19 protein-coding genes are annotated in these 25,235 nt (G+C 71.0%); 8 read left to right on the forward strand and 11 right to left on the reverse strand.

Annotated features, from left to right (window positions below):
- Nucleotides 1-250: 250 nt before the first annotated feature.
- From BCF74_RS03680 to BCF74_RS03695, 4 genes are read right to left on the reverse strand one after another with little or no spacing between them, the layout of a single operon-like run.
- Entirely contained in the window at nt 251-940 is a 690-nt protein-coding gene (locus tag BCF74_RS03680; RefSeq protein ID WP_106296608.1) for a thymidine kinase, read from the reverse strand.
- 11 nt (nt 941-951) lie between these two features.
- The gene (locus tag BCF74_RS03685; protein WP_106296609.1) at nt 952-2,079 is read right to left on the reverse strand and encodes an alkaline phosphatase family protein; all 1,128 of its coding nucleotides are present in this window, start codon (nt 2,077-2,079) and stop codon (nt 952-954) included.
- Between the two features lie 26 nt (nt 2,080-2,105).
- Nucleotides 2,106-2,708, reverse strand: coding sequence for a DUF5998 family protein (locus tag BCF74_RS03690; protein WP_106296610.1), 603 nt, complete (start codon nt 2,706-2,708; stop codon nt 2,106-2,108).
- Between the two features lie 57 nt (nt 2,709-2,765).
- Complete coding sequence (locus BCF74_RS03695) at nt 2,766-5,435, reverse strand: bifunctional acetate--CoA ligase family protein/GNAT family N-acetyltransferase (RefSeq protein ID WP_170070121.1); 2,670 nt, start codon at nt 5,433-5,435, stop codon at nt 2,766-2,768.
- Between the two features lie 31 nt (nt 5,436-5,466).
- Between BCF74_RS03695 and BCF74_RS03700 the strand changes: the two genes are divergently transcribed.
- From BCF74_RS03700 to BCF74_RS03725, 6 genes are all read left to right on the forward strand, one after another.
- Nucleotides 5,467-6,108, forward strand: a complete 642-nt coding sequence (locus BCF74_RS03700; RefSeq protein ID WP_106296612.1) for a nitroreductase family protein — start codon at nt 5,467-5,469, stop codon at nt 6,106-6,108.
- A gap of 64 nt (nt 6,109-6,172) precedes the next feature.
- Nucleotides 6,173-8,635, forward strand: a complete 2,463-nt coding sequence (locus BCF74_RS03705) for a DNA gyrase/topoisomerase IV subunit A (protein ID WP_106296613.1) — start codon at nt 6,173-6,175, stop codon at nt 8,633-8,635.
- Between the two features lie 127 nt (nt 8,636-8,762).
- Complete coding sequence (locus BCF74_RS03710) at nt 8,763-10,142, forward strand: ABC transporter substrate-binding protein (protein ID WP_106296712.1); 1,380 nt, start codon at nt 8,763-8,765, stop codon at nt 10,140-10,142.
- Nucleotides 10,143-10,356: 214 nt separating this feature from the next.
- Nucleotides 10,357-11,286: a carbohydrate ABC transporter permease gene (locus BCF74_RS03715; protein WP_245889203.1), complete on the forward strand. Its 930-nt coding sequence runs from the start codon at nt 10,357-10,359 to the stop codon at nt 11,284-11,286.
- Between the two features lie 3 nt (nt 11,287-11,289).
- Nucleotides 11,290-12,243 (forward strand): carbohydrate ABC transporter permease, encoded by a 954-nt coding sequence (locus BCF74_RS03720; protein WP_106296615.1) that lies wholly within the window; start codon nt 11,290-11,292, stop codon nt 12,241-12,243.
- Between the two features lie 2 nt (nt 12,244-12,245).
- Complete coding sequence (locus BCF74_RS03725) at nt 12,246-13,304, forward strand: LacI family DNA-binding transcriptional regulator (protein WP_245889195.1); 1,059 nt, start codon at nt 12,246-12,248, stop codon at nt 13,302-13,304.
- A 34-nt stretch (nt 13,305-13,338) separates the two neighbouring features.
- Here BCF74_RS03725 and BCF74_RS03730 read toward each other — a convergent pair whose 3' ends face one another.
- On the reverse strand, nt 13,339-14,808 hold the full coding sequence (locus BCF74_RS03730) for an APC family permease (protein WP_106296617.1): 1,470 nt from the start codon (nt 14,806-14,808) through the stop codon (nt 13,339-13,341).
- Between the two features lie 132 nt (nt 14,809-14,940).
- On the reverse strand, nt 14,941-17,088 hold the full coding sequence (locus BCF74_RS03735) for a DNA gyrase/topoisomerase IV subunit B (RefSeq protein WP_106296618.1): 2,148 nt from the start codon (nt 17,086-17,088) through the stop codon (nt 14,941-14,943).
- 280 nt (nt 17,089-17,368) lie between these two features.
- Between BCF74_RS03735 and BCF74_RS03740 the strand changes: the two genes are divergently transcribed.
- Both BCF74_RS03740 and BCF74_RS03745 read left to right on the forward strand, forming a co-directional pair.
- Nucleotides 17,369-17,587: a DUF7455 domain-containing protein gene (locus BCF74_RS03740; RefSeq protein WP_106296619.1), complete on the forward strand. Its 219-nt coding sequence runs from the start codon at nt 17,369-17,371 to the stop codon at nt 17,585-17,587.
- 23 nt (nt 17,588-17,610) lie between these two features.
- On the forward strand, nt 17,611-18,108 hold the full coding sequence (locus tag BCF74_RS03745; protein ID WP_106296620.1) for a DUF456 domain-containing protein: 498 nt from the start codon (nt 17,611-17,613) through the stop codon (nt 18,106-18,108).
- An 8-nt stretch (nt 18,109-18,116) separates the two neighbouring features.
- Here the strand turns inward: BCF74_RS03745 and BCF74_RS03750 are convergent, their stop codons facing one another.
- From BCF74_RS03750 to BCF74_RS03770, 5 genes are all read right to left on the reverse strand, one after another.
- Nucleotides 18,117-18,575, reverse strand: coding sequence for a DUF3040 domain-containing protein (locus BCF74_RS03750; protein WP_342747541.1), 459 nt, complete (start codon nt 18,573-18,575; stop codon nt 18,117-18,119).
- A 59-nt stretch (nt 18,576-18,634) separates the two neighbouring features.
- Nucleotides 18,635-19,888, reverse strand: coding sequence for a DNA polymerase IV (dinB, locus tag BCF74_RS03755; RefSeq protein WP_106296622.1), 1,254 nt, complete (start codon nt 19,886-19,888; stop codon nt 18,635-18,637).
- Nucleotides 19,889-19,904: 16 nt separating this feature from the next.
- On the reverse strand, nt 19,905-20,690 hold the full coding sequence (locus BCF74_RS03760; protein ID WP_245889196.1) for a class I SAM-dependent methyltransferase: 786 nt from the start codon (nt 20,688-20,690) through the stop codon (nt 19,905-19,907).
- A gap of 79 nt (nt 20,691-20,769) precedes the next feature.
- The gene (locus tag BCF74_RS03765; RefSeq protein ID WP_106296623.1) at nt 20,770-21,258 is read right to left on the reverse strand and encodes an iron chaperone; all 489 of its coding nucleotides are present in this window, start codon (nt 21,256-21,258) and stop codon (nt 20,770-20,772) included.
- A 53-nt stretch (nt 21,259-21,311) separates the two neighbouring features.
- Nucleotides 21,312-25,235, reverse strand: a complete 3,924-nt coding sequence (locus BCF74_RS03770; RefSeq protein WP_106296624.1) for a DNA polymerase III subunit alpha — start codon at nt 25,233-25,235, stop codon at nt 21,312-21,314.

Consider the following 25,235-nt stretch of genomic DNA (forward strand, 5'->3'; position numbering starts at 1 on the left):
CCGCGCTCGCGGTCGGCGCCCACGATGCTCAGGTCTTGACCCGTACTCTGGAACGCTCCGTCCGACGGGTGTTCCAGAGTACGGGTCAAGACCCAACTGCCCGGGAGCGATCCAGCGCCCGGAACCGGCAGGCCCGCAACCTGCAGACCCGCAACCTGCAGACCCACAACTGGAGCACCCACAGCTGCAGCGACCTGCGAGCTCCGTCCGTCTCCGGCGAGCCCGTCCGCGAAGAGAAGCGAAAGCGCTCTCAGCCTCGCGGCGGCACGGGACAGACGTCGAGGTCGAAGGGCAGCACGTCCGGGGTCGCCGACGCGAGCCGCGCGGCATGGCTGTTCATCCGGCGCATGTAGTGCCGCCGGCACAGCACCTCGTACTCGACGTGCGCCTCGTCGATGACGCCACCCTCACCGCTCGTGTCACCCACGACGACCTGCTCGCCCTCGACGACCATGACCCCGTCGATGATGCGCGCGTTGTGCGTCGCCCGCTCGCCGCACCAGCAGAGCGCGGGCACCTGGAGCACCTGCACGCGGTCGGCGAGCTCGAACAGCCGCTTCGAGCCCGGGAAGAGCTCGGTCCGGAAGTCCGCCGTGATCCCGAAGCAGTTGACGTCGATCCCGAGCTCGTCGACGACGCGCGCCAGCTGCTCGACCTGCGCCGCCGTGTAGAACTGCGCCTCATCGCAGATGAGGTAGTCCACTCGCGCACCATGCGTGAGGTGCTCGACGACGACCTCCCAGAAGTCGAGGTCGTCACCCACCTCGTGCGCCGGCGTGGACAGCCCGAGCCGCGACGACAGTACCGACTCCCCCATCCGGTCGAGCTTGGTGAAGATCAGCCCGACCCGGCCGCGCGCAGACTGGTTGTGGTCCATCTGCAGGGCGAGGGTCGACTTGCCACAGTCCATCGTCCCGGAGAAGAACACCAGCTCAGCCACGAGGCGACACCCTAGACGCCGCGAGCCGGCACGTGGAACAACGGCACGGGTACCTCGTCGTCGGTGAGCGACCCGTGCAGCCCGATGAGCGCGAGCAGCTCGGGGCGGTGGTGGCGCGAGTCGACGACGGCGTGCGGACCGCGCATCGCGACGACGACGTCGCCGATGCGGGTCACGTGCTCGGGTGCGACCGCGCCGAACAGCCCTGCGCCCACGGCCTCCTCGCGCGGCATGACCCAGGCGAACTCCCCCACCCGCGCCGTCCACGTCGCCAGCACGTCGTCGAGCGCACCGGTCTCGCAGTAGAGCTGCGGCGCCCGTGGCTCACCACCGACGTGCCGTATGCCGTCCGCGAGCTCGCCGTCGTGGGCGAGGTCCAGCCGGTTCGCCATCGGCACGTCCACCATCCCGTGGTCGGCGGTGATCGTGAGCGAGCAGCCCGACGGCAGACCGTCCGCGAGACGGGCGAGCTCGCGGTCGATCGACTCCAGCTCGTCACCCCACTGCCACGACTCGCAGCCGTGGACGTGCCCGACCTTGTCGAGGTCGCCCCAGTAGAGGTAGGTCAGCGCGGCAGGCTGCGAGCGCACGTGCGCCAGCGTCGCGTCGACGCGGGCCTCGAGCGAGTTCGCCGCGACGAACCTTCCGCCCCGCAGGGCCGCCCGCGTCAGGCCAGACCCGTCGAAGAAGCCCGGGCCGATCCGCACGACGTCGACCCCGGCCGCGGCGGCCCGCTCGAACCACGTCGCCCGCGGCTGCCACAGCTCGGGCACCGGGCCGTCCTCCCAGGACAGCTCGTTGAGCAGCCGGTCCTCCCCCGGGACGAGCACCTCGAAGCCGACCATCCCGTGGGCTCCAGGCGCGAGGCCGGTCCCGAACGACCCCATGGACACCGGCGTCGTCGAGGGGAACCCGCTCACGATCCGCTTCCCCGAGTCGAAGAGCGAACGCAGCCACGGCGCGTGCCCACCGCGACGCCTCAGCAGGTCGTGCCCGAGCCCGTCGACGAGCACGACGACGGCGCTGCGGGCCGGCGGCAGCTGCCACAGCGACTGCACGCCCCCGACACCGAGGGAGGCGACGACGGACGGTAGGACGTCGGGAAGGCCGCCGTCGGCGTAGGCCGGCGCGGGCGGCATACGCCGCTCGTCACCGAGGGCTCCGGTCACTGCCCCAAGGCCGCCGAGAGCGCGTGCGCGAAGCCGACGGCCTGCTGGAGCGCGGAGTCACCGTCGGCGGTGGCCGAGACGCGCAGGGCGATGTCGTCGCTCGCGATGGTGCCGTCGTAGCCGTGGTCGGCGTCGCAGCCGGGGTCGCCGCAGGTCGCCGGGAGCAGGTCCACCCGCGACACCGCGCCCCAGCCGAGGGTGAGGGTGAGCTCGCGGCCGAGCGAGCCGGGCACGTAGTTCTGCGGGTCGGCGACGACGTGGGTGAGCATGACGCCGCGGACGGCCGACAGCGGGATGCTCTCGGTGGTCGCGGTCGCGACCTCCTGCTCCCCCGCACCCGCGGCCTCATCGGCGTGGTCGTCGGCATGCGCGATGACGAGCCGGGTAGGGGTGAGGACGAGGACGGTGACGTGGCGGCGGATGACGTCACGGTCGAAGGTCGTCTCGAGGTGGACGAGGTGGGAGCGGACCTCCTCGCCGACGAGAGCGGCGGAGACGACGTCGGCGACGAGCGCCGGGTAGTAGCCGGCCCGCTCGATGGCCTTGGTGAGGTCGGCCGGCAGCGTCGGGACGTCGAAGGTGCGCTTCATGCCGGACATTCTGGCAGGCACCCCCGTCGACGGTCCCGCGAAGCCTGCTCACGGGGTGGTTGCCGCTCAGGTGAGCGAGCGCCGCCCTGGGTCGGTGCGGCGCTCCATCGGCGCGACCGTCACCTCGGCACCGAGCACCTCGACACCACCGGGGTGTGCGTTGACCGGCGCGAGCCGCAGCGACTCGATCTCGGGCATGTCGTCGCTGATGACCGAGACGCGGGCGATGAGGTCGGCGAGCGCCGCCCGGTGGACGGGAGTCGAGCCGCGGTGGCCGTGCAGGACCGGCGCCGCCTTGACCGACGAGATGAGCTCGGAGACGGCGACGTCGGTGAGCGGCGGGATGCGGTGCGAGATGTCGTCGAGCAGCTCGGTCGGCAACCCGGCCACCCCGAAGCTCACGACCGGCCCGAAGAGCGGGTCCTCGTCGGCAGTGACGACGCAGGCGACACCGGGAGTCGCCATGCGCTGCACCTCGAGCTGGCCGGCGGCGAGCGGTGACAGCCGCTCGTGCAGGGACGCCCACGCCTCGCGCACCGCCTGCTCGTTCGCAAGATCCACGCGCACCCCGGTGACCCCGCCCTGATGACGCAGCATCGGCGCGGTGGACTTGAGCACGACGGGGTAGCCGATGTCCTCGGCCGCGGCGACCGCGTCGTCGACCGTCGCGACCCGGCGCGTCGGCCACACCTCGATGCCGTAGGCCGCGAGCAGGGCGCTCGTCTCGTCGGGGTCGAGACGGCGGCCCTCGGGCGAGACCGAGAGGACCGTCTGGACGACGTCCTCGGCAACGCGCCGGTTGATGCCCGTCGGCGCCACCGGCTCGCCGTGGTCCTTGCCGCGCCACTGGGCGTACTTCGTCGCCTTGCCGAGGGCGTAGGCCGCGTCCTCCGGCATCGCGTACACCGGGATGGCCTGGTGGGACTCCCCGCCCTCTGCCAGATGACTGTCGGGCGACACCCCGCTCATGCCGAGGAACGTTGCGACACAGGTCTTCTCAGACTGGCGAGCCGCTGCCCGCACCGCCTCGGTGACCTCCTCGTCGTGCGCGACGATCGGCGGGATGAAGCAGGTGAACACCGAGTCGACGTCCGGGTCCGCGAAGGCCTCGTCGAGGGCCGCGCGGAACTGCTCGGCGGTCGCGTCGCTCGGGAGGTTGACCGGCCCGTGCGTCACCTCGAGGCCGCGCCCGGCGAGCGCCCCGGCAGACAGCGCGCCGAGGGCCGAGGAGTTGCCGACGACCGCGACGCGACGCCCCGCGGGCAGCGGCTGGTGCACGACGAGCTGGGCGACGTCGAAGAGCTGGTGGACGTTGGAGACCTGGATGACACCGGCCTGGCCCAACATCGCGGCGAAGACCTCGGGCCGTGCCTTGGTGCGACGCACCCGGTGACCCGGCGGCACGCCATACGCGGAGACGCCCGAGCGCACGACGATGACCGGCTTGATGCGCCCGAGGTTGCGGGCGATCCGCGAGAACTTGCGCGGGTTGCCCATCGACTCGAGGTAGAGCCCGACCGCCTCGGTGGCGTCGTCGTCGATCCAGTACTGCATGAAGTCGTTGCCGGAGACGTCGATCCGGTTCCCCGCGGACGCGAAGGTCGACAACCCGAGACCCCGTCGCTCGGCGGACGCGAGGACCGCGATGCCGAGGGCTCCGGACTGGGCGAAGAGCCCGAGCCGACCGGCCGGGGGCAGCGACGGCGACAGCGAGGCATTGAGCCGCACCTCGGCGTCGGTGTTGATGATCCCGAACGAGTTGGGGCCGACGATGCGCATGCCCGAGCCGCGCACCCGCCGCACGAGCTCGGCCTGCCGGTCATCCCCCTCCCCGTCCGCGCGCTCGGCGAACCCGGCGCTGACGACCAGCAGCGCGTCGACGCCCGCCGCCGCGCACTCGTCGACGACGCCGAGTACCTTCTCCGCGGGCACCGCGACGACGGCGAGGTCGACCGGTCCCGGGACGTCGGCGATCGTGTCGTATGCCGTCCGCCCGAGGATCTTCTTCGCGCGCGCGTTGACGGGGTGGACCGTGCCGGTGAAGCCGGCGTCGAGCAGGTTCCCCAGGAAGTGGTGCCCCATCGAGTCGGGCGACCGCCCGGCGCCGATGACGGCGACGACCTGCGGGCGCAGGATGCGGCTCACCGACAGCGCCTCGGCGCGGTGCTCGCGCGACATCGCCACCGCCTTGGACCGGTCGGTCGGCTCGATGTCGAAGTGCAGCGAGACCACACCGTCCTCGACCTTGCGGCTCACCTCGTAGCCGGCGTCGGAGAAGACGGCGAGCATCTTGCGGTTCTGCGGCAGCACCTCGGCGGTGAACCGGGTGATGCCGAACTCCTGGGCGATCGCCGCGAGGTGCTCGAGCAGGACCGAGCCGATGCCCTTGCCCTGGTAGTGGTCGCTCACGTTGAACGCGACCTCGGCCGACGTCGGCGAGACCCGGTCGTACCGTCCGATGCCGATGATCTCGTCGCGCAGGGTGAGGACGAGCGCGACCCGGTCCTCGTAGTCCACGTGGGTGAACCGGTGCACGTCCTTGTCGGAGAGCCGGCGCAGCGGCGCGAAGAACCGGAGGTAGATCGACTCCTCGCTCTGCCGGGCATGGAAGGCGTGGATGCCCGCGGTGTCGCTCGGCTTGATCGGGCGGAGGTGCGCGACGCTGCCGTCACGCAGGACGACATCGGCCTCCCACTGCACGGGATAGCCCGGCGGAAGCTCGTTGCCCGTGCCCATGGCGCCCATCGTGTCACGGCACGATGGGTCCATGGACTTGCGTGAGGTGGTGTCGCGGCGGCGGATGGTGCGCCGCTTCGACCCGGACCGGCCGGTGCCGCTCGACGTCGTCCGGGATCTCGTCGCCCTGGCGCAGCGGGCGCCGAGCGCGGGCTTCACGCAGGGCTGGGACATGCTCGCCCTCGTCGACGCCGCGGACCGCGAGCGCTTCTGGGAGGTGGCCCGTGAGGAACGGAGCCCGGCACCCGACCCGGGCAGCGCCTGGCTGCGGGGAGTCTCGGCAGCGCCGGTGCTGCTCGTCCTGCTCAGCGACCCCACGGCATACCTCGACCGGTATGCCGAACCCGACAAGGGCTGGACCGACCGCTCCCCCGACCGGTGGCCGATCCCCTACTGGGACACCGATGCCGCGATGGCGGCCATGCTCGTCCTCCTCGGCGCGACCGACCGCGGTCTCGGTGCGCTCTTCTTCGGGGTCCCGGCCGGGCGCCACGAGGCCGTCAAGGCGGCGTATGCCGTCCCGCCCGGTCGCCGCGTCGTCGGCGTCATCGCGGTGGGTCACGAGGCGCATCGGGTACGCAGCCCCTCGCTGAAGCGCGGCCGGCGGGCGCTCGGTGACGTGCTGCACGTCGGGCGGTTCGGCGCGCCCTCCGCGGAGGCGCCGCAGCCCTGAGAGAGGATGCAGTGATCGCCCGGCCGCGTCCCGGGACCACCGACGAAGAGGCACGACCCGCTCCATGGCCAAGCGCACGACCAAGACCGCCCAGACCGACGAAGACATCGCCGAGAACGTCGTCGACATCGACGTCGGGCTCGAGATGCAGAACGCGTTCCTCGAGTACTCCGTCTCGGTCATCCACTCGCGCGCCCTGCCGGACGTGCGCGACGGGCTCAAGCCGGTCCAGCGGCGGATCCTCTACTCGATGTCGGAGATGGGCCTGCGCCCCGACCGCGGTCACGTGAAGTCCTCGCGCGTCGTCGGCGACGTCATGGGCAAGTACCACCCGCACGGCGACACGGCGATCTACGACGCGCTCGTGCGCATGGCGCAGCCGTTCACGATGCGGCTGCCGCTCGTCGACGGACACGGCAACTTCGGCTCGCTCGACGACGGCCCGGCCGCGTCGCGCTACACCGAGGCCCGGCTCGCCCCGGCCGCGCTCGTCATGACCGAGAGCCTCGACGAGGACACCGTCGACTTCGTCCCCAACTACGACGACCAGCTCACCCAGCCGGGCGTCCTGCCCGCGGCCTACCCCAACCTCCTCGTCAACGGCGTGAGCGGCATCGCCGTCGGGTTCGCGACGAACATGCCGCCGCACAACCTCGTCGAGGTCGTCGGCGCCGCGCGCCACCTCATCGCCCACCCGGACTGCAGCCTCGACGACCTCATGAAGTTCGTCCCCGGCCCGGACCTGCCCCTCGGCGGCAAGATCGTCGGGCTGGACGGCATACGCGACGCCTATCTCACCGGCAAGGGGACGTTCCGCACGCGCGCGAGCGCACGGATCGAGAAGGTGACCCCGCGCAAGTCCGGCATCGTCGTCACCGAGCTGCCCTACCTCGTCGGCCCGGAGAAGGTCATCGAGCGGATGAAGACGCTCGTGCAGTCCAAGAAGCTCCAGGGCATCTCCGACGTCAAGGACCTCACCGACCGCAAGAACGGGCTGCGTCTCGTCATCGAGGTCAAGAACGGGTTCAACCCCGAGGCCGTCCTCGAGCAGCTCTACAAGCTCACGCCGATGGAGGACTCCTTCGGCATCAACAACGTCGCGCTCGTCGACGGCCAACCGCAGACGCTCGGCCTCAAGGACCTGCTGAGGCACTACGTCGAGTTCCGCATCGACGTCGTCCGGCGGCGCACGCAGTTCCGGCTCGGCAAGGCCCAGGACCAGCTGCACCTCGTCGAGGGCCTGCTCATCGCGATCCTCGACATCGACGAGGTCATCCAGCTCATCCGTTCCAGCGATGACACGGCGACGGCGCGCACCCGCCTCATGGACGTCTTCGACCTCAGCGAGCTGCAGGCGAACTACATCCTCGAGCTCCAGCTGCGCCGGCTGACGAAGTTCTCGCGGCTCGAGCTCGAGAAGACGCGCGACGAGCTGCAGCGCCAGATCCAGGAGCTCGAGGCGATCCTCGGCGACGAGAAGCTGCTGCACAAGACGGTCTCCGGCGAGCTCGCCGAGGTCGCGAAGAAGTACGGCACGCCTCGCCGCACCGTGTTGCTCGAGTCGGCCGGCAACCCCGTCTCGACCGCGACGCCGCTCGAGGTCGCGGACGACCCGTGCTGGGTGCTGCTCTCCTCGACCGGCCTGCTCGCGCGCACCTCGGACGCCGAGCCGATCCCCGCCGAGGGGCCGCGTGCGAAGCACGACGCGGTCATCGGCGCGGTCCGCACGACGGCGCGTGGCGAGGTCGGCCTCGTCACGTCGCGCGGCCGGATGATCCGGATCTCGGCGTTGGAGCTGCCGGCGCTGCCGCCGCTCGGTGGGGCCCCGTCGCTCTCCGGTGGCGCGCCGCTCGCGGCCTATGTCGACCTGCCCCGGGGCGAGGAGCCGATCACCATCGTCTCGCTCGACCCGAACGGTCCGGGCCTCGCGCTCGGCACCGCCCAGGGTGTCGTCAAGCGGGTCACCGCGGACGCGCCCAAGGCCCACGACTGGGAGGTCATCTCGCTCAAGGACGGCGACAGCGTCGTCGGCGCCGGCCAGGTCGTCACCGGCGACGAGGACCTCGTCTTCGTCACCTCCGACGCCCAGCTGCTCCGGTTCTCGGCGTCGGCGGTGCGGCCGCAGGGGCGTTCGGCCGGCGGTGTCGCGGGTGTGCGCGTCGGCTCCGGGCAGCGGGCCGTGTTCTTCGGGGTCGTCGACCCGGCGCGCGAGGCCGTCGTCGTCACGGCCTCCGGGTCGTCCGACGCGCTGCCTGGCACGCAGCCCGGTGCCCTCAAGGTCACGCCGTATGCCGAGTACCCCGCCAAGGGTCGCGGCACCGGAGGCGTGCGCGCGCACCGGTTCCTCAAGGGCGAGGACACGCTCGTCCTGGCGTGGGTCGGTGCGACGCCGGTGCGGGCCAGCGGCGCCGGCGGGGTCGCGATCGAGCTGCCCGAGGCGACGGGCAAGCGCGACGGGTCCGGCACCCCCGCCCCGTCCGTCATCGCCGGCCTTGCAGCACCACCCGCAAACGCGCGCGTTACGTGATCGTGACCGAGGGATTCGCGCACAATGGCTGACTGACCGGTGCAACCGCTTTTACACTCCAGAACTGTCCCTCAGCGTCGAGACCCTCGCGGGCAGCGACGCGTCCCCTGCACAGATGGAGGCGGGCATGTCCCTCACTTCCCAGCGCCGCAGCGTCAAGGTCTTCGCGAGCGTCGCGGTTCTCTCCCTCGGTCTCGCCGCGTGCGGGTCCAGCGACAGCGGTGACGGCGGCGACGCCGGCTCCGGTGACGCCGGCGCGAGCAAGATCGACTGCGCCCCCTACGAGGCGTTCGGCGACCTCAAGGGCAAGGAGGTCTCGGTCTACACCTCGATCACCGCGCCCGAGGACCAGCCGCACATCGACCCCTACAAGCCCTTCGAGGACTGCACCGGCGTCAAGGTCAAGTACGAAGGCTCCAAGGAGTTCGAGGCCCAGCTGCCGGTCCGCGTCAAGGGTGGCAACGCCCCCGACATCGCCTACCTCCCCCAGCCCGGTCTGCTCCAGACGATGGTCGCGACCGGCAAGGTCATCGAGGCCCCGCCGGAGGTCGTCAAGAACGTCGACGCCAACATGCCCGACTTCAAGGAGTACGGCACGGTCGACGGCAAGTTCTACGCCGCCCCGCTCGGCGCGAACGTCAAGTCCTTCGTCTGGTACTCGCCCTCGGCCTTCGCCGACAAGGGCTACGAGGTCCCCAAGACCTGGGACGAGCTCATGACGCTCACCCAGAAGATCGCCGCCGACAACCCGGACAGCAAGCCGTGGTGCGCCGGCATCGAGTCCGGTGACGCCACCGGTTGGCCGGCCACCGACTGGCTCGAGGACGTCATGCTCCGCACGGCCGGCCCGGAGACCTACGACAAGTGGGTCAAGCACGAGATCCCGTTCAACGACCCGTCCGTGCAGACCGCGCTCGCCGAGGTCGGCAAGATCCTCAAGGACCCGAAGTTCGTCAACGGTGGCTACGGCGACGTCAAGACCATCGCGTCCACGTCGTTCCAGGACGCCGGCCAGCCGATCCTCGACGGCAGCTGCTACATGCACCGCCAGGCGTCGTTCTACGCCGCCAACTGGCCCGAGGGCACGAACGTGGCCGAGGACGGCGACGTGTGGGCCTTCTACCTCCCGGCCAAGGACGAGTCGAGCAAGCCGGTCCTCGGTGGTGGCGAGTTCGTCGCCGCCTTCGCCGACCGTCCCGAGGTCAAGGCCTTCCAGACCTACCTCTCCTCGGTCGAGTGGGCCAACGAGCGCGCCCGCACCTGCGGCTCCGGCGGCTGCGTCACGGCGAACAAGAACGCCGACGTCTCGCTGCTGAAGAACCCCGTCGACAAGCTCTCCGCGGAGCAGCTCACCGACGAGAGCGCGACGTTCCGCTTCGACGGCTCGGACCTCATGCCGGGCGCCGTCGGCGCGGGCACGTTCTGGAAGGGCATGACCAACTGGATCACCGGACAGGACGACAAGGCCACGCTCGACTACATCGAGAACTCCTGGCCCAAGTCCTGACCTGACGTTCGCGAGGAGGGTGGGGCCGCTCGGCTCCGGGCGCCCCGCCCTCCTCGTGGGCTCCCCTGCCCTTCCCCTGTCCACTCCCGGAGGTGGAGACATGACGACCTCGTATGCCGGGAACGTCGCGTATGCCGTTCCGTCGGCGATTCCCTCGGCGATCCTTCCCGAGCCCCTCCTGCGGGCCGAGAGCACCGCAGGCAAGTTCCTGCTCATGTTCGCCGCGGTCGCGATCTTCGCGATCGTCTTCGGCCTCATCCTCTTCCTCGCCTCCCTCTTCAAGGGGCGACGGGGCGAGCAGGCCCAGGGTGCGCTCTTCGCCGCACCGGTCGTGCTGCTCCTCGCGGTCGGACTGCTCTACCCGGCCCTGCTGACGATCCAGCAGTCCCTGCGCGGACGGAAGGGCGACGGCGCCTACGGGTTCTCCAACTACGCCGAGATCTTCACCCAGCCAGAGCTGCTCACCGTCATCCGCAACACCGCGATCTGGGTGCTGCTCGTGCCGTTCCTCGCGACGGCCGTCGGGCTGCTCTACGCGATCCTCATCGACCGGGCGCGCGGCGAGGCCTTCGCCAAGGCGCTCATCTTCCTGCCCATGGCGATCTCCATGGTCGGCGCGAGCATCATCTGGAAGTTCGTCTACCAGTACAAGCAGACCGAGCGCCCGCAGATCGGCCTGCTCAACCAGGTCCTGAAGTCGCTCGGGTTCGAGACCCAGCAGTTCCTCCTCGACGCACCCCGCAACACGATCATGCTCATCATCGTCATGGTGTGGATCCAGGCGGGCTTCGCGATGACGGTCCTGTCGGCCGCGATCAAGGCCATTCCGGACGACATCATCGAGGCCGCCCGCCTCGACGGCGTCTCCGGGTTCCGGATGTTCCGCTACATCACCCTGCCGAGCATCCGCGCGGCCGTCGTCGTCGTCCTCACGACCATCGGCATCGCCACCCTCAAGGTCTTCGACATCGTGAGAACGATGACCGCCGGACAGTTCGAGACCTCGGTCGTGGCCAACGAGTTCTACAACCAGAGCTTTCGGTATGACGCGCAGGGACTCGGTGCCGCACTGGCTGTCCTGCTGTTCGTTCTCGTCATCCCCATCGTCGTCTACAACATCGTCCAGATGCGCAAGGAGGCCTGAGCCGTGAGCACCCTCCAGCCGGCTGCGACGCCGGAGTCCCTCCCCACCGAGAGCGGCGAGACCGTCACCGGGTCCCGTGTCGGTCGCGGCAAGGGCGCCACGAGCAAGGCTGCCGGCGCCCTGGGGTCCCGGTGGGCCTCGCTCGTCGCTGTCCTCATCGCCGTCCTGTGGACCACCCCCACGCTGGGCCTGCTCGTGACGTCGTTCCGCTCCGCTCGCGACATCAACACGAGCGGGTGGTGGACGGTCTTCACCGACCCGAGCGGCCTCACCCTCGACAACTACCGGCAGGCGCTCGAGCCCGGTGCGCAGTCGAGCTTCACGCAGTACCTCATCAACACCGTCGTCATCACGATCCCCGCGGTGCTGCTGCCGATCTTCCTCGCCTCGCTCGCGGCCTACGCGTTCGCGTGGATGCCGTTCCCGGGCCGGGACGCGCTCTTCGTCGCGGTCTTCGCGCTGCAGATCGTGCCCCTGCAGATCGCCCTCATCCCGCTGCTCGACATCTACACCAACAAGCTCGGGTTCGGACAGTCCTACTGGAGCGTGTGGCTCTCACACACGATCTTCGCGTTGCCCCTGGCGACGTTCCTCATCCACAACTTCATGCGCGAGCTGCCCGGCGAGCTCATGGAGGCGGCGCGCGTCGACGGTGCCGGGCACGTGACGATCTTCTTCAAGATCCTGCTGCCGCTCCTCACCCCGGCGCTGGCCGCGTTCGGCATCTTCCAGTTCCTCTGGGTCTGGAACGACCTGCTCGTCTCCCTCGTCTTCCTCAGCGGCCCCGAGTACGCACCGATCACCGTCCGGGTGGCCGAGCTGTCCGGGTCGAGAGGCAGCGCGTGGTACCTGCTGTCCGCCGGCGCCTTCATCTCGATGGTCGTCCCGGTCGTCGTGTTCCTCTCGCTCCAGCGGTTCTTCGTCCGCGGCCTCCTCGCGGGTGGCCTGAAGGGCTGACCATGAGCGCGGGCGACCGCCGTCGGCGGATGAGCACGATCACGGATGTCGCGCGGGAGGCCGGGGTCTCGGTGGCCACGGTCTCCCGCGCCCTCCGGGGCCTGGACCGGGTCAGCCCACGCACCCGTGAGCGGGTGCTGCGCGTCGCCGAGGAGCTCGACTACGTCGCGAGCCCGACGGCGACGTCCCTGGCCTCCGGGCGCACCCAGGTCGTCGGTGTCGTCGCGCCGTTCCTCACGAGGTGGTTCTTCGCCACGCTCGTCAGCGCCATCGAGAAGACGCTGCGCCAGCACGGTCACCACGTCCTCCTCTTCGACCTCGAGGACGACACCTACGACAAGCGGCTCCCCCTCTCGCAGAACATGCTCTGGAAGCGCGTCGACGGCGTCATCACCCTCAACCTGCCGATGACCGACGCCGAGCTCGAGCTCGTCGACCGGCTCGGCCTCCCCCTCGTCGCCATCGGAACGCCCGTCGCGGACCGGCCCAACGTCCGCATCGACGACGCCGAGGTCATGCGCATCGCGACCGAGCACCTCATCTCACTGGGCCACGAGCGCATCGCCTACGTCGGTGCCGTCCCGACCAACGTCGCGCACATCCAGACGCCGCAGGCGCGCCTCGACGCCTTCCGCGAGACGATGCGCAACCACGGGCTCGAGGAGCACAAACAGTGGATCCTCTCGTCCGCGTGGACGGCCGACAGCGCCGCCGAGGACACGCGTGAGCTGCTCGCCTCCCCCGAGCGACCGACCGCCGTGGCCGCCGCATCGGACGAGATGGCCATCGGCGTCATGGCCGCCGCCCGCGACCAGGGCCTGCGCGTCCCCGAGGACCTGTCCGTCATCGGCATCGACGACCACGTCCACGCCAACGTCCTCGGGCTGACGACGGTCCGTCAGGACGTCGCCGCCCAGGGCCGCATCGCCGCGGAGATCCTGCTGCGCCAGCTCGGGGTCGTGGGACCCGAGCCAGCCGAGCAGGGCACGAGTCGGGCCCGGACCGAGGTCATCGTCCCGACCGACCTCGTCACCCGACGCAGCACCGCCGCCCCGGGCTGAGACACCCAGCCGGAGCCGGCAGCGCGGCGCGTGCTCAGTGGTGCTCGTGGTCGGGGTCGCCGAGCTCCTCCGGGTCACGCATGTAGGTCTTCTTCGCGTAGACGAAGCGGTTGACCACCCACGTGATCGCCCACAGGACGACACCGAGCAGGAGCAGGTAGCCGGCGATCCTGTACTGGATCGTGTCGCGACCCGTCCACGGGCCGACCATGAACGCACAGGCGATCGCACCCAGCACCGGCAACACGGTCGGGGCGACGAAGTGCTTGCGGTCGATGACGTCCTTGCGGAGCACCAGCACGGCGATGTTGACGATGGTGAAGACGCCGAGCAGCAACAGCGCCGTGGTGCCACCCAGCGCGGCGATGATGTCCGAGTCCGACCTGGTCGCGACGAAGTAGATGAGGCCGAACGCGATGGCCGTCGTGAAGAGGATCGCGGCCCACGGGGTGCGACGGCCGGGGTGCACCTTGCCGAGGAAGGGCGGCAGCACCTCCTGCTTCGCCATGCCGTAGAGCAGCCGGCTCGCCATGAGCATGTTGATGAGGGCCGAGTTCGCGACGGCGAACATGCCGATGAACGGGAAGACCTGGTCGAACGGGAAGTTCGGCGCGCCGGCCCGCACCACCTGCGTCAGCGCGGAGTCCGCCTCGGGGTCGGCGAGCTGCCCGACCGGCACGAGGGCCACGGCGGTGATCGAGACGAGCACATAGATCAGGCCGGTGATGCCGAGGCCGGTGAGCATCATCCGCGGGAAGTCGCGCACCGGGTCCTTGGTCTCCTCGGCCATGTTGACCGAGTCCTCGAAGCCGACCATCGCGAAGAACGCCAGCGACGTCGCTGCCGTGATGGCGAAGAAGGTGCTCTTGTCGCTCGGCGAGTCGAAGACCACGACTCGGGAGAAGTCCGCCTTGCCCTGCGTCACGGCATACACACCGATGAGGATGATCATCAGCAGACCGGACAGCTCCACCATGGTGAGCACGACGTTCGCCTTGACCGACTCCCCCACGCCACGGAAGTTCACCGCCGCGACGAGGGCCATGAAGCCCAGCGCGATGAGCAGGATCGGGCCGCTGCCGGACTCCCACTCGGCGCCGATGCCGTCACGCAGGAAGCCCGCGAACGCGTTCGAGGCGGTCGAGGCGGAGGTGATGCCCGAGCACATCACGGCGAAGCTCACGAGGAAGGTGAGGAAGTGGATCCCGAACGCCTTGTGCGTGTAGAGCGCCGCACCGGCCGCCTGCGGGTACTTCGTCACGAGCTCGAGATAGGAGAAGGCCGTGATCGTCGCGATGACGAAGGCGACGAGGAACGGCGCCCACGCCGCACCGCCGACCTCGCCGGCGACGGCACCCGTCAGCGCGTAGACGCCGGTGCCGAGGATGTCCCCGACGATGAAGAGCAGGAGGAGCTTGGGCCCCATCACCCGCTTGAGCTCGTGCTGACCGGTCTCCGGGTTGATGACGTCGGTGTCGCCCCGCTCGTCGGTGTGACCACTCATGTGAACCCTCCTTGGCCCGTCAGGCGCGGGAGAACCCCGCGCCTGCTAACCGCATACTGTGGCCCACATCACGCGTGAGGGCAACGCTCACGCGCGGTATGCCACGAAGTCGCCGTGCGTGCGCCCCGCGCCTCAGGCGTCGATGCGCTCGCGGTCGAGGTCGGCCGAGCCGCGCACGATGAAGTCGCGGCGGGGAGCGACGTCGTTGCCCATGAGCAGCTCGAAGATCTCCTCGGCCCGCTCGGCGTCCGCGAGGGTGACCTTGCGCAGGGTGCGGTGGCGCGGGTCCATCGTCGTCTCGGCGAGCTGGTCGGCGTCCATCTCTCCGAGGCCCTTGTAGCGCTGCATCGGCTGCTTGATGGTCCTGCCCTTCTTGGTCAGGGCGGCGACGGTCTTGCGCATCTCGGGCTCGGAGTACGTGTAGATGAGCTCACCCTTGCGCGACCCGGCGCCCGAGACCTCGATGCGGTGCAGCGGCGGCACCGCGGCATACACCTTGCCCGCCTCGACGAGCGGGCGCATGTAACGGAAGAACAGCGTGAGCAGCAGGGTGCGGATGTGCGCGCCGTCGACGTCAGCGTCGGTCATGATGATGACCTTGCCGTAGCGGGTGGCGTCGAGGTCGAACGTGCGCCCCGACCCGGCCCCGATGACTTGGATGATCGCGGCACACTCGGCGTTGCCGAGCATGTCGGTGAGCGAGGCCTTCTGGACGTTGAGGATCTTGCCGCGGATCGGCAGCAGCGCCTGGACGTCGGAGTCGCGGGCGAGCTTGGCCGTGCCGAGCGCGCTGTCACCCTCGACGATGAAGAGCTCGGTGCGCTCGACGTCGTTGCTGCGGCAGTCGGCGAGCTTCGCGGGGAGCGAGGACGTCTCGAGCGCGTTCTTCTTGCGCTGGGTCTCCTTGTGCAGCCGCGCACTGATGCGCGACTTCATCTCCGCGGTGACCTTCTCGAGGACGAGGGCGGCCTGCTGCTTCTCGCCGCGCTTGGTCGAGGTGAGCCGTGCGGTCAGCTCCCGCTCGACGACGCGGGCGACGATGGCGCGCACGGCGTTGGTGCCGAGCACCTCCTTGGTCTGCCCCTCGAACTGCGGCTCGGCGAGCCGGACCGTGACGACGGCCGTGAGGCCGGCGAGGATGTCGTCCTTCTCGACCTTGTCGCTGCCGACCTTGAGGCGGCGGGCGTTGACCTCGAGCTGCTTCTTGAAGACCTTGAGCAGCGCCTGCTCGAAGCCGGCGAGGTGGGTGCCGCCCTTGGGCGTGGCGATAATGTTGACGAAGGAGCGGACCTTGGACTCGTAGCCGGTGCCCCACCGCAGCGCGATGTCGACCTCGCACTCGCGCTCGACCTCCTGCGGGGTCATGTGCCCCTTGGCGTCGAGGACGGGCACGGTCTCGGTGAAGCTGCCGCTGCCCTGCAGGCGCCACACGTCGGTCACCGACGGGTCGGGGGCGAGGAACTCCACGAACTCGCTGATGCCGCCGTCGTGGACGAACACCTCCTCGTGCGGCCCGTTCTCCCCCGCGGTCCCGGGCAGGCCACGCTCGTCGCGGATGACGAGGGTGAGTCCCGGCACGAGGAAGGACGTCTGGCGGGCGCGCTGGACCAGCCCGTCGTAGTCGAACTCGGCGTCCTTGAGGAAGATCTGCGGATCGGCCCAGTAGCGGATGCGCGAACCGGTCGCGCCGCGCTTGGCCTTGCCGATGACGGCGAGCTCGGAGGAGCGCTCATAGGGCGTGAACTCGTGGTCGGGGCTCTTGTCGTCGCTCGCGACGTCGGGGAAGTAGCCGGGCTCCCCGCGCCGGAAGCTCATCGCATAGGTCTTGCCGCCGCGGTCGACCTCGACGTCGAGACGGGCCGAGAGGGCGTTGACGACGGAGGCCCCGACGCCATGGAGGCCACCGGACGCGGTGTAGGAGCCGCCACCGAACTTGCCGCCGGCGTGCAGCTTGGTGAAGACGACCTCGACACCGGTGAGCCCGGTCCGCGGCTCGATGTCGACGGGGATGCCCCGGGCCTGGTCGCGCACCTCGACCGAGCCGTCCTTGTGCAGGATGACCTCGATCCGGTCGCCGAAGCCGCCGAGCGCCTCGTCGACGGCGTTGTCGATGATCTCCCAGAGGCAGTGCATGAGCCCGCGGCTGTCGGTGGAACCGATGTACATGCCCGGCCGCTTGCGGACCGCCTCGAGCCCCTCAAGGACCTGGAGGTGGTGCGCGCTGTAGTCGGACGAGGACTTGCTCGTCGCGGCCTTCTTGGCCGTGGACGTGGGGCTCATGCGTTCCTATCGATCGTGGTGGCGTGCGACATCGTCGTATGCCGGCCGCGCGCCTGTCGTGCGTCGTCCTCAGGCTACGTCCGGGCACGGACGCACCCGGGCAGCGGCACGCTGACGGGGGCGGACGGCATACGTCCCGAAGTCCCGGAGGGGCATCGGAAAGGTCACAACACGGGACAACTCCCGCGCGGGAAGAGGTCGACGTGTTTGACTGTTGCAACGCTCGAAGCCCGCACGAGGTGTGTGGGCTCCACTGACGAGATCAGCCGAGGAGGCCGATGTGAACACCGCACTGGCACCCACCCTGACCGCTGCGGACCGTTGTGACCGCTGCGGCGCCCAGGCCTACATCCGGGCTCGTCTCCACGTCGGTGGTGAGCTGCTGTTCTGCGCGCACCACGGCCGGGAGCACCTGCCCAAGCTGCGTGACCACGCAGAGATCACCGACGAGAGCGACCGGCTCACCGAGCCCCCGACCGTCGCGGACGTCGAGGCCTGACGCGGCCCTGACCTGACCACCGCGTGAACCTCCTGCCGGAGGGCACCAGCATCTGGGTGCCGGCGATCCTCATCCTCGTGGGGATCGTCGGCATCGTCGTTCCGGTCATCCCGGGGCTGCTCGTCGCCGTCCTCGGTGTGCTGCTCTGGGCGTACGAGACCGGCGGCACGACCGCGTGGACGTTCTTCGGGGTGTGCCTGGCGATCTACCTCGTCGGCGTCGTCGTGCAGTTCCTCGTGCCGGGCAAGAAGCTGCGTCAGCAGGGCGTGAAGACCTCGACGCTGTTCCTCGCCGTGGTGCTCGGCCTCGTCGGGATGGTCGTCATCCCCGTCGTCGGCTTCTTCATCGGCTTCGTGGGCGGCATCTTCCTCGTCGAGCAGGGTCGCAGCCGTAACCGGGCGCAGGCATGGGCTCGCACGAAGCACGCCCTTGTCGCCGTGGTCACGAGCATGGGCATCGAGCTGTGCGCCGGCGTCCTCATCGCCGTGACGTGGGTCGTCGGCGTCCTCGCGACGACCTAGGGTTCAGCTCAGCGCCAACCGTCCTGGCTGCGCCGGTCCCAGCGGTCGTCGAGCTTGTCCATGAAGCCGGAGCCGCTCTTCTGACGGCCTCCACCGCCGTGCCCGCGGCTCGGGCCGGTCGTGCCGTCCGCACGGACCGCGGCGAGGCCGCCTCGGCCCTTGCGTGGCGGGGCGAGGGCGTAGGCGACCGCAGCCACCATGACCGCGAAGCCGGCGGCACCGACCCACATCGTCGTGTTGATGCCGAGGAGGACGAGCCCGAGGCCGGCGACGACGCCGACGACGGCGATGACCCAGCGGGTGCGCGTGGGGCCACCGCGGCGTGAGCCCTCCATGCTCGAGGCGAACTTGGGGTCCTCGGCCGCGAGTGCCTGCTCGAGCTGGTCGAGCATCCTCTGTTCGTGCTCCGACAGCGGCACGGCGTCCTCCCGGTGTGTGGTGCTGGTGCGGTGAGTTCGGGGTTTCACTCACCACAACGCACGAGACCACGGTTTCGTTGCTTGGCCCAGCGGCGGTGCTGGTCCCTTCAGGATAGGTCCCCATCGCCGCGCGCGGAAGGTCGGCTGGTGTCAATGAGGCTGGCGGGGCGAACCGAGCCCGCTCCGAAGCGCGCGCTGGCCCGGTCGACGGCCCGGTCGGCCTCGCGCCAGCCGTGCTCGGACTCGCCGAGCATGCCCTGGATCGGGGCGGCCTCGAGCCCGACGAGCTTCTCCATGCGCACGCCGACGAGCCGGATCCGGGCCCGCTGCAGCCCGAGGGCGTCGAAGAGCCCCGTCGCCGTCTCGTAGATCGCCCGGCTCGTGTCGGTCGGCTCACGCAGGGTGCGGGCACGCGTGATCGTCGTGAAGTCGGCGAAGCGGACCTTGATCGAGACGGTGCGGCCGGTGAGCCGGGCCGAGCGCAGCCGCGCGGCGACCTTGTCGGACAGGCGCAGCAGCCGGCGGTGGATCTCACGCGGGTCGTCGATGTCGTACTCGAAGGTCTCGTCGGCGCCGATGCTCTTCTCGCGGTGCTCACGCTCGACGGGGCGCGGGTCGCGCCCCCACGAGAGGGCGTGCAGGTGCTGGCCGGTGGCCTCTCCGAGCCCGCGCACGAGGGTGGGCAGCGGGGTGTGCGCGATGTCGCCGACGGTGCGCAGCCCGAGACGGGTCAGCTGCTCCTCGGTGCGCTCCCCCACGCCCCAGAGTGCCGCGACCGGCAGCTGCTGGACGAACGAGATGACCTCGTCGCGCGGCACGACGACCATGCCGTCTGGCTTGGCGAGCCCGGAGGCGATCTTCGCGACGAACTTCGTCGGGGCCACGCCGACCGAGCAGGTGATGCCCTGCTCGTCGTGGACGGTGTCGCGGATGAGCGCGCCGATCGTCGCGGGCGACCCGAGCCGGCGGACCGCGCCCGAGACGTCGAGGAACGCCTCGTCGAGCGAGAGCGGCTCGATCTCCGGGGTGACCGAACGGAAGGTCTCCATGACTGCGGAGCTGATCGCGGCATACAGGCCGTGCTCCGGCGGGAGGACCGTCGCCTGCGGGCAGAGCCGGCGCGCGCGGGTCATCGGCATGGCCGAGGTGACGCCGAAGCGGCGGGCCTCGTAGGTCGCCGAGAGCACGACGCCGCGGTTGCCGCCGCCGATGATGACCGGGGTCCCGACGAGCTCGGGGTGCGACAGCAGGGTCGCGGACGCATAGAAGGCGTCCATGTCGACGTGCAGGATCGTGCAGCCGGTGTCGTCGGGCGGCTCGCTCGACGAGCGCTCGGGGAGGCTGAACTGGCGGCGGGACATGACCCGTGGGGATTCCTCAGGGGCGGGTGGCGATGACGTGCAGGGAGGTGCCGATGTCGGCGAGGACCGCGAAGTCCGGGTGCTCGGTCACGGCGCGCTCGAGGTTGACGAGCGCGCTCCGGTCGGCGGCGGAGTCGACGAGCGCCGACGGCACGAGGTCACTGAAGATCCGTATGCCGTGTGCGCGCTGTGCGCGCAGGCCGGTGGTCTCGACGAGGGCGAGGACGGCGCCCTTGTCGAAGCGGCGCGGCACCGGGTCGGCGTCGCCCCAGCGTCCGTCGGGTCGGTCGAGGGCGGCCCGGGCCTGGGCGAACTGGCCGGCGAGGGCTCGTGCGACGACCGCCGCTGACCGCTGCGGGACGACGAGGCTGAGGATGCCGCCCGGCGCGAGGACCTCGGCGATGCGGCGCAGCGTGGCCTCGGGGTCGTCGACGTACTCGAGGGTGCCGTGGCAGAGGACGAGGTCGGGTCGGTCCCGCCCGACGAGGGACTCGAGGGTGTCGGCATCCCCTTGGACGGCGCTGACCCGGGAGGACGCCTGGGCCTCGGCCGCGCGGCGACGCAGGGAGGCGAGGGCGTCCGGGCTCGGGTCGACGACGGTGACGTCGTGTCCGGCGACGGCCAGCGGGACGGCGAGACCGCCCGTGCCGCCACCGAGGTCGATGACGCGCAGGGGCCGGCCGAGCTCGGCCTGCCGGTGCGTCACGACCTCGTCGACGGCGGCCCACATGGCGGCGGTGCGGGGCGAGGCCGAGACGCCGGTGTGGCGCGCGGTCGTCGCGTCCTCGGTCACGAAGGTCACCACTTCTCTCGTCGGGAGGGCGCGGCGGCGGACGCCGCAGCGTGTCCGGCCAGCCTAGTTGGCGGCGGTGACGGCGAGGTCAGCCGACGGCCTTGCGCACGAGGGTCGCGATGAACTTCTCCTGCTCGGCGTCGAGAGCCGTGATGGCGTAGGCGGTCGGCCACATGGTACCGTCGTCGATCTTCGCGTCCTCGTTGAACCCCAGCTCGGAGTAGCGCGAGCCGAACTTCGAGGATGCCTTGAAGAAGCAGACCGTCTTCCCGTCGGCGTTGGCCCAGGCGGGCATGCCGTACCAGGTCTTCGGCAACAGGTCGGGTGCGACCTCGGTGACGATGCGGTGGATCGTCTCGGCGAGGGCCCGGTCGGTGTCGGGCATCTCGTCGATCTTGGCGCGGAGGTCGGCCTCGCCCTTGACGCGGTTCTTGGCGCCCTTCTCCTCGGCGCGCAGCTCCTTGGCGCGTTCCTTCATCGCGGCGCGTTCGTCGGCGCTGAACCCGCTCGTGGTGTTCCTGCTCGCGGACTTCGTGCTCGTGGACTTCGTGCTCGTGGACTTCTTGGCGGTGGTCATGGCTCCACGCTAGGTCGGCGCCGTGGCCGTCTGCTTCTCGATTCGTGACCATGTCAGTGGCCAGAGCTGCCGGGGCTGGAGTGCCACAGCTTGCGCGACGGGGTGCCGTGGTCGGGTACGGCGGGGACGATGCTCCCGACGCGGTGGCCGTCGGAGGTGGGCGTTCCCGCGGGGCGCGTGTCGGCATACGGCGACTGCCGGAACCCCGACGCGTGGACGAGGACCCTCCGACCCGACCGGGTCCGGCTCGCCTCGGCCTCCGCCTCCCCTGCCTCGGCCCGGGCGCGCCCCTCGGCGTCGGCGGCCTCGAGGGCGGCGAGCACCGCGGGCAGCCCGCCGTCACGCCAGGCCTCCCAGAGCCCGGCGAGCTCCCACGCCCCGGTGGCGCGGACCGAGATGCCGCGCGACCCGGTCCGCCGCACCTCGCCGCGCACGAGGAGCAGCCACGAGTGGAACACGGTCGCGGCATACGGACCCTGGACGTCCTCGAAGAAGGTCGCGTCGACCGGCCCGGTCGTGTCGTCGAGGGTGAGGAAGACGACCCGGCGACCCGACCGGATCGGCGGGGTCTGGGTGGCGACCTTGACCCCGGCGACCCACACCTCGCCGCGGCTGCGGGCGCGCAGCAGGTCGCGGCTGCGGGTGACGCCGAGCGCGTCGAGCATCGGCCCGTAGAACTCGACGACGTGCGCGGACGCGTCGAGCCCGAGGACGTCGAGCTCGGCCCGCACCCGCTCGGTCCCGGTCATCTCGGGCAGCCCGGCGCCGGGGGTGAGCTCGGGCCGGTCGCCGAGGTCGAGGGCGAGCTGGACCGGCTGGTCCGCGGCGGCGACGACGGGGCGTGCGGCCTGCGACTGGGCGGCAGCGCGTTCGCGCACCAGGGTTCCACCACGGCCGTCTCCCTCGAGACGCCCTCCGGGGATGACCGGCGGTGGCGTATGCCGTCCGCGCCGGCCCGCGCGTCCGGCGCCGGTGTGCGTCGTCGCCCGTTCCCACCGGTCGAGCTCGCTCACGTGGAGCAGCAGGTCGCGCCGGGTGATCCGGCCGCGCCGGCCCAGGCCGGAGCCCGCCGGGCCGATGCCGTGCATGGCGTCGAACGCGCCCGCGAGGACGAGCCGCTCGACGACCGGGCGGCTCACCCTGGCCCGGGTCCAGAAGTCACCGAGACTCGAGAACGACTGTGCCGCAACGATGCTCGCAACCTCGGCCTCGCTGATCCCCTTGACGTCGGTGAGCGAGAGACGGATGCCGTAGTCGCTCGCGTCGGGTAGGTCCGGGTGCGCCGGGACGACGGCGCGCTGCGCGGCATACGGCTCGGAGGACCCCGCTGGACCGACGACGGCACCGACGCGATCCCCCTCGTCGAGACGCTCGATGCGGTAGGTGTCGCCGGAGGCGTTGACGTCGAGACCGAGGACGCTGATCCCGAGCGAGCGGGCGTCGTCGAGGATGAGCCGCTTCGGGTACATGCCCGGGTCGTGGGTGAGGACTCCCGCGAGGAACGCCGCCGGGTGGTGGGTCTTGAGCCACGCCGAGTGGTAGGTCGGGAGGGCGAACGCGGCGGCGTGCGCCTTGCAGAACCCGAACGACGCGAAGGACTTCAGCACCGCCCAGATGAGGTCGACCTCCTCTGGCGTGTAGCCGCGCGCCGCTGCCGCGGGGCGCCACCACGCCTCGATCTCCTCCTGGCCGCGCGGGGTGCCCATGGTGCGGCGCACCTCGTCGGCCTGGGCGAGGGTCACGCCGGTCGTCTCGGCGACGATGCGCAGCACCTGCTCGTGGAAGACGACGACACCCTCGGTCTCGGCGAGGGCGGGCCACAGCGTCGGATGGAGGATGCGCGGCTTGGACCAGCCGTGCCGGCTCTCGAGGAACGGCGTGATCATGTCGGACTTCACCGGCCCCGGCCGGAAGAGGGAGATGTCGATGATGAGGTCGTTGAACCGCTCCGGCCCGAACTTGCCGATGAGCTCGCGCTGACCCGGGCTCTCGATCTGGAAGCAGCCGAGGGTGTGGGTCGTGCGGATGAGCCGGAACGTCGCCTCGTCGTCGAGCGGCACCTGCGCCTCGTCGTCGAGGTCGACGTCGACGCCGTCGACGCGCCGCACCTCGGCGAGCGCGTGCGCCATCGCAGACTGCATGCGGATGCCGAGGACGTCGAGCTTGAGCAGCCCGAGCGTCTCGACGTCGTCCTTGTCGAACTGGCTCATGGGGAAGCCGAGCCAGCTCGCCTCGACCGGGGTGCGGTCGAGCAGCCCGGCGTTGGACAGCACGACGCCGCACGGGTGGAGGGCGATGTGCCGGGGCAGGCCGTCGAGGCGCTCGACGAGCTCGAAGAAGGTGTCCATGCGTGCGGAGTCCAGCCCGCGAGAGCGCAGCTCGGGCAGGTCGGCGATGGCGCTGCGGGCGTCCTTGGCGCGGATGTGCGGGAACGCCTTGGCGATCTCGTCGACCTCGACCGGCGGCATGCCGAGCGCGGCGCCGACGTCGCGCACGGCGTGACGCACCTTGTAGGTGTCCATCATCGACACGCACGTCACCCGGTCCCCGCCGAACCGGTCGAGGATCGCCTCATAGATCTCGGTGCGTCGGGCGGACTCGACGTCGATGTCGATGTCGGGCAGCTCGGCCCGCAGCGGTGAGCAGAACCGTTCCATGAGCAGGTCGTGCCGGATCGGGTCGATGCCGCTGATCCCGAGGAGGTAGTTGACGAGCGACCCGGCGCCGGAGCCCCGCGCCGCGACGCGCACGCCGCGCTCGCGGATGAGGTCGGTCACCTCGGCGACGGTGAGGAAGTAGGTCGGGTAGCCGAGGTGGGCGATGACGCGCAGCTCGTCGTCGAGCCGGGAGAGGACCGTATGCCGCTGCGCCGCACCGGAATCGGGGTACCTCGCGTTCACGGCGGCGCGGCAGCGCTCGTCGAGGACGCGTTGCGGGTCGTCGCCGGGCGCGATGTTCAGGACTCCCGGCTCGGGCAGGTGGACGGCGCCGATACCGAGGTCGGTGCGGGCATCCTGGACGCACTCGTCGGCGAGGTCCCGGGTCACGGCGAGCAGGGCCGCGGCACGCGTGTCGTCGCCGGTGACGTCGAGGGCGCGGGCCCACATCTGCGCGCTGCTTGCAAGGTGTCCGGCGTCGGTGACCCGGTCGAGGTGGCGGGAGTCGAGCACGACGAGGCGGCGGGCGGCGTCGAAGACGTCGACGGTGCGCACCTCGCCCCGGTCGGCGTGCCGGACGGCGGCGGTGAGGACGGCCGGCACCCCGGCCTCGTCGGCGAGGCCGAGCAGCCGGCGGGCGTGGGCACGGGAGCCGGGAGTCCCCTCGGGGCCACCGGTCATGACGACCTCGATCGCGAGCGCGTCCGGTGGCAGCAGCTCCCGCCACGCCTCGAGCCGGGCGCGGGCCTCCCCGAGCCGGCGGGCGAGCAGGGCCCGCCCGACGTCGGAGTCGGGTCCGAGGAGCACCCGCAGCCGACTCGCCTCATCCGGCTCGATCACTGCTCCCCCACGGCACCAGCGGTCGAGCAGCCGCGGCGTCGTCACCGGTGTGCCGCGCTCGCCGCGCAGGTGGGTGTCGGTGACGAGCCGGCACAGCGCCGCCCAGCCGAGGCCCCGCCCGACCGCGGCTCCGCGCCCCCGGGCGAGGACGGTGACCCGGGGCAGCCGCGGGTCCACGATGGCGCCGCCGCGCACCGGGGTGCGGACCTTCGGCGCGGGTCGTGCGGGTCGCTGCGGCCCGTGTGACCGCCCGCCGGGGTCCTCCCCGACGGCGAGGTCGACCCCGAGGATCGGCGCGATCCCGGCCTCACGACAGGCGGTCGCGAAGCGCACCGCGCCGTAGAGACCGTCCCGGTCGGTGAGGGCGAGCGCGGGCTGGCCGTCGGCGGCGGCGCGCTCGACGAGGGCCTGCGGGGTGGACGCGCCGTAGCGCATCGAGAACCCCGACGCGACGTGCAGGTGCACGAACTCCGTTGCCAT

It is taken from the genome of Knoellia remsis, from assembly GCF_003002895.1.
GTDB classification, from domain to species: domain Bacteria; phylum Actinomycetota; class Actinomycetes; order Actinomycetales; family Dermatophilaceae; genus Knoellia; species Knoellia remsis.

Coding starts and splice junctions, on each gene's coding strand:
- BCF74_RS03685 (WP_106296609.1), bottom strand. CDS start 2,079: ATGCCGCCCGCGCCGGCCTACGCCGACGGCGGCCTTCCCGACGTCCTA.
- BCF74_RS03690 (WP_106296610.1), bottom strand. CDS start 2,708: ATGTCCGGCATGAAGCGCACCTTCGACGTCCCGACGCTGCCGGCCGAC.
- BCF74_RS03695 (WP_170070121.1), bottom strand. CDS start 5,435: ATGGGCACGGGCAACGAGCTTCCGCCGGGCTATCCCGTGCAGTGGGAG.
- BCF74_RS03700 (WP_106296612.1), top strand. CDS start 5,467: ATGGACTTGCGTGAGGTGGTGTCGCGGCGGCGGATGGTGCGCCGCTTC.
- BCF74_RS03705 (WP_106296613.1), top strand. CDS start 6,173: ATGGCCAAGCGCACGACCAAGACCGCCCAGACCGACGAAGACATCGCC.
- BCF74_RS03710 (WP_106296712.1), top strand. CDS start 8,763: ATGTCCCTCACTTCCCAGCGCCGCAGCGTCAAGGTCTTCGCGAGCGTC.
- BCF74_RS03715 (WP_245889203.1), top strand. CDS start 10,357: ATGTTCGCCGCGGTCGCGATCTTCGCGATCGTCTTCGGCCTCATCCTC.
- BCF74_RS03725 (WP_245889195.1), top strand. CDS start 12,246: ATGAGCGCGGGCGACCGCCGTCGGCGGATGAGCACGATCACGGATGTC.
- BCF74_RS03730 (WP_106296617.1), bottom strand. CDS start 14,808: ATGAGTGGTCACACCGACGAGCGGGGCGACACCGACGTCATCAACCCG.
- BCF74_RS03735 (WP_106296618.1), bottom strand. CDS start 17,088: ATGAGCCCCACGTCCACGGCCAAGAAGGCCGCGACGAGCAAGTCCTCG.
- dinB (WP_106296622.1), bottom strand. CDS start 19,888: ATGTCCCGCCGCCAGTTCAGCCTCCCCGAGCGCTCGTCGAGCGAGCCG.
- BCF74_RS03765 (WP_106296623.1), bottom strand. CDS start 21,258: ATGACCACCGCCAAGAAGTCCACGAGCACGAAGTCCACGAGCACGAAG.
- BCF74_RS03770 (WP_106296624.1), bottom strand. CDS start 25,235: ATGGCAACGGAGTTCGTGCACCTGCACGTCGCGTCGGGGTTCTCGATG.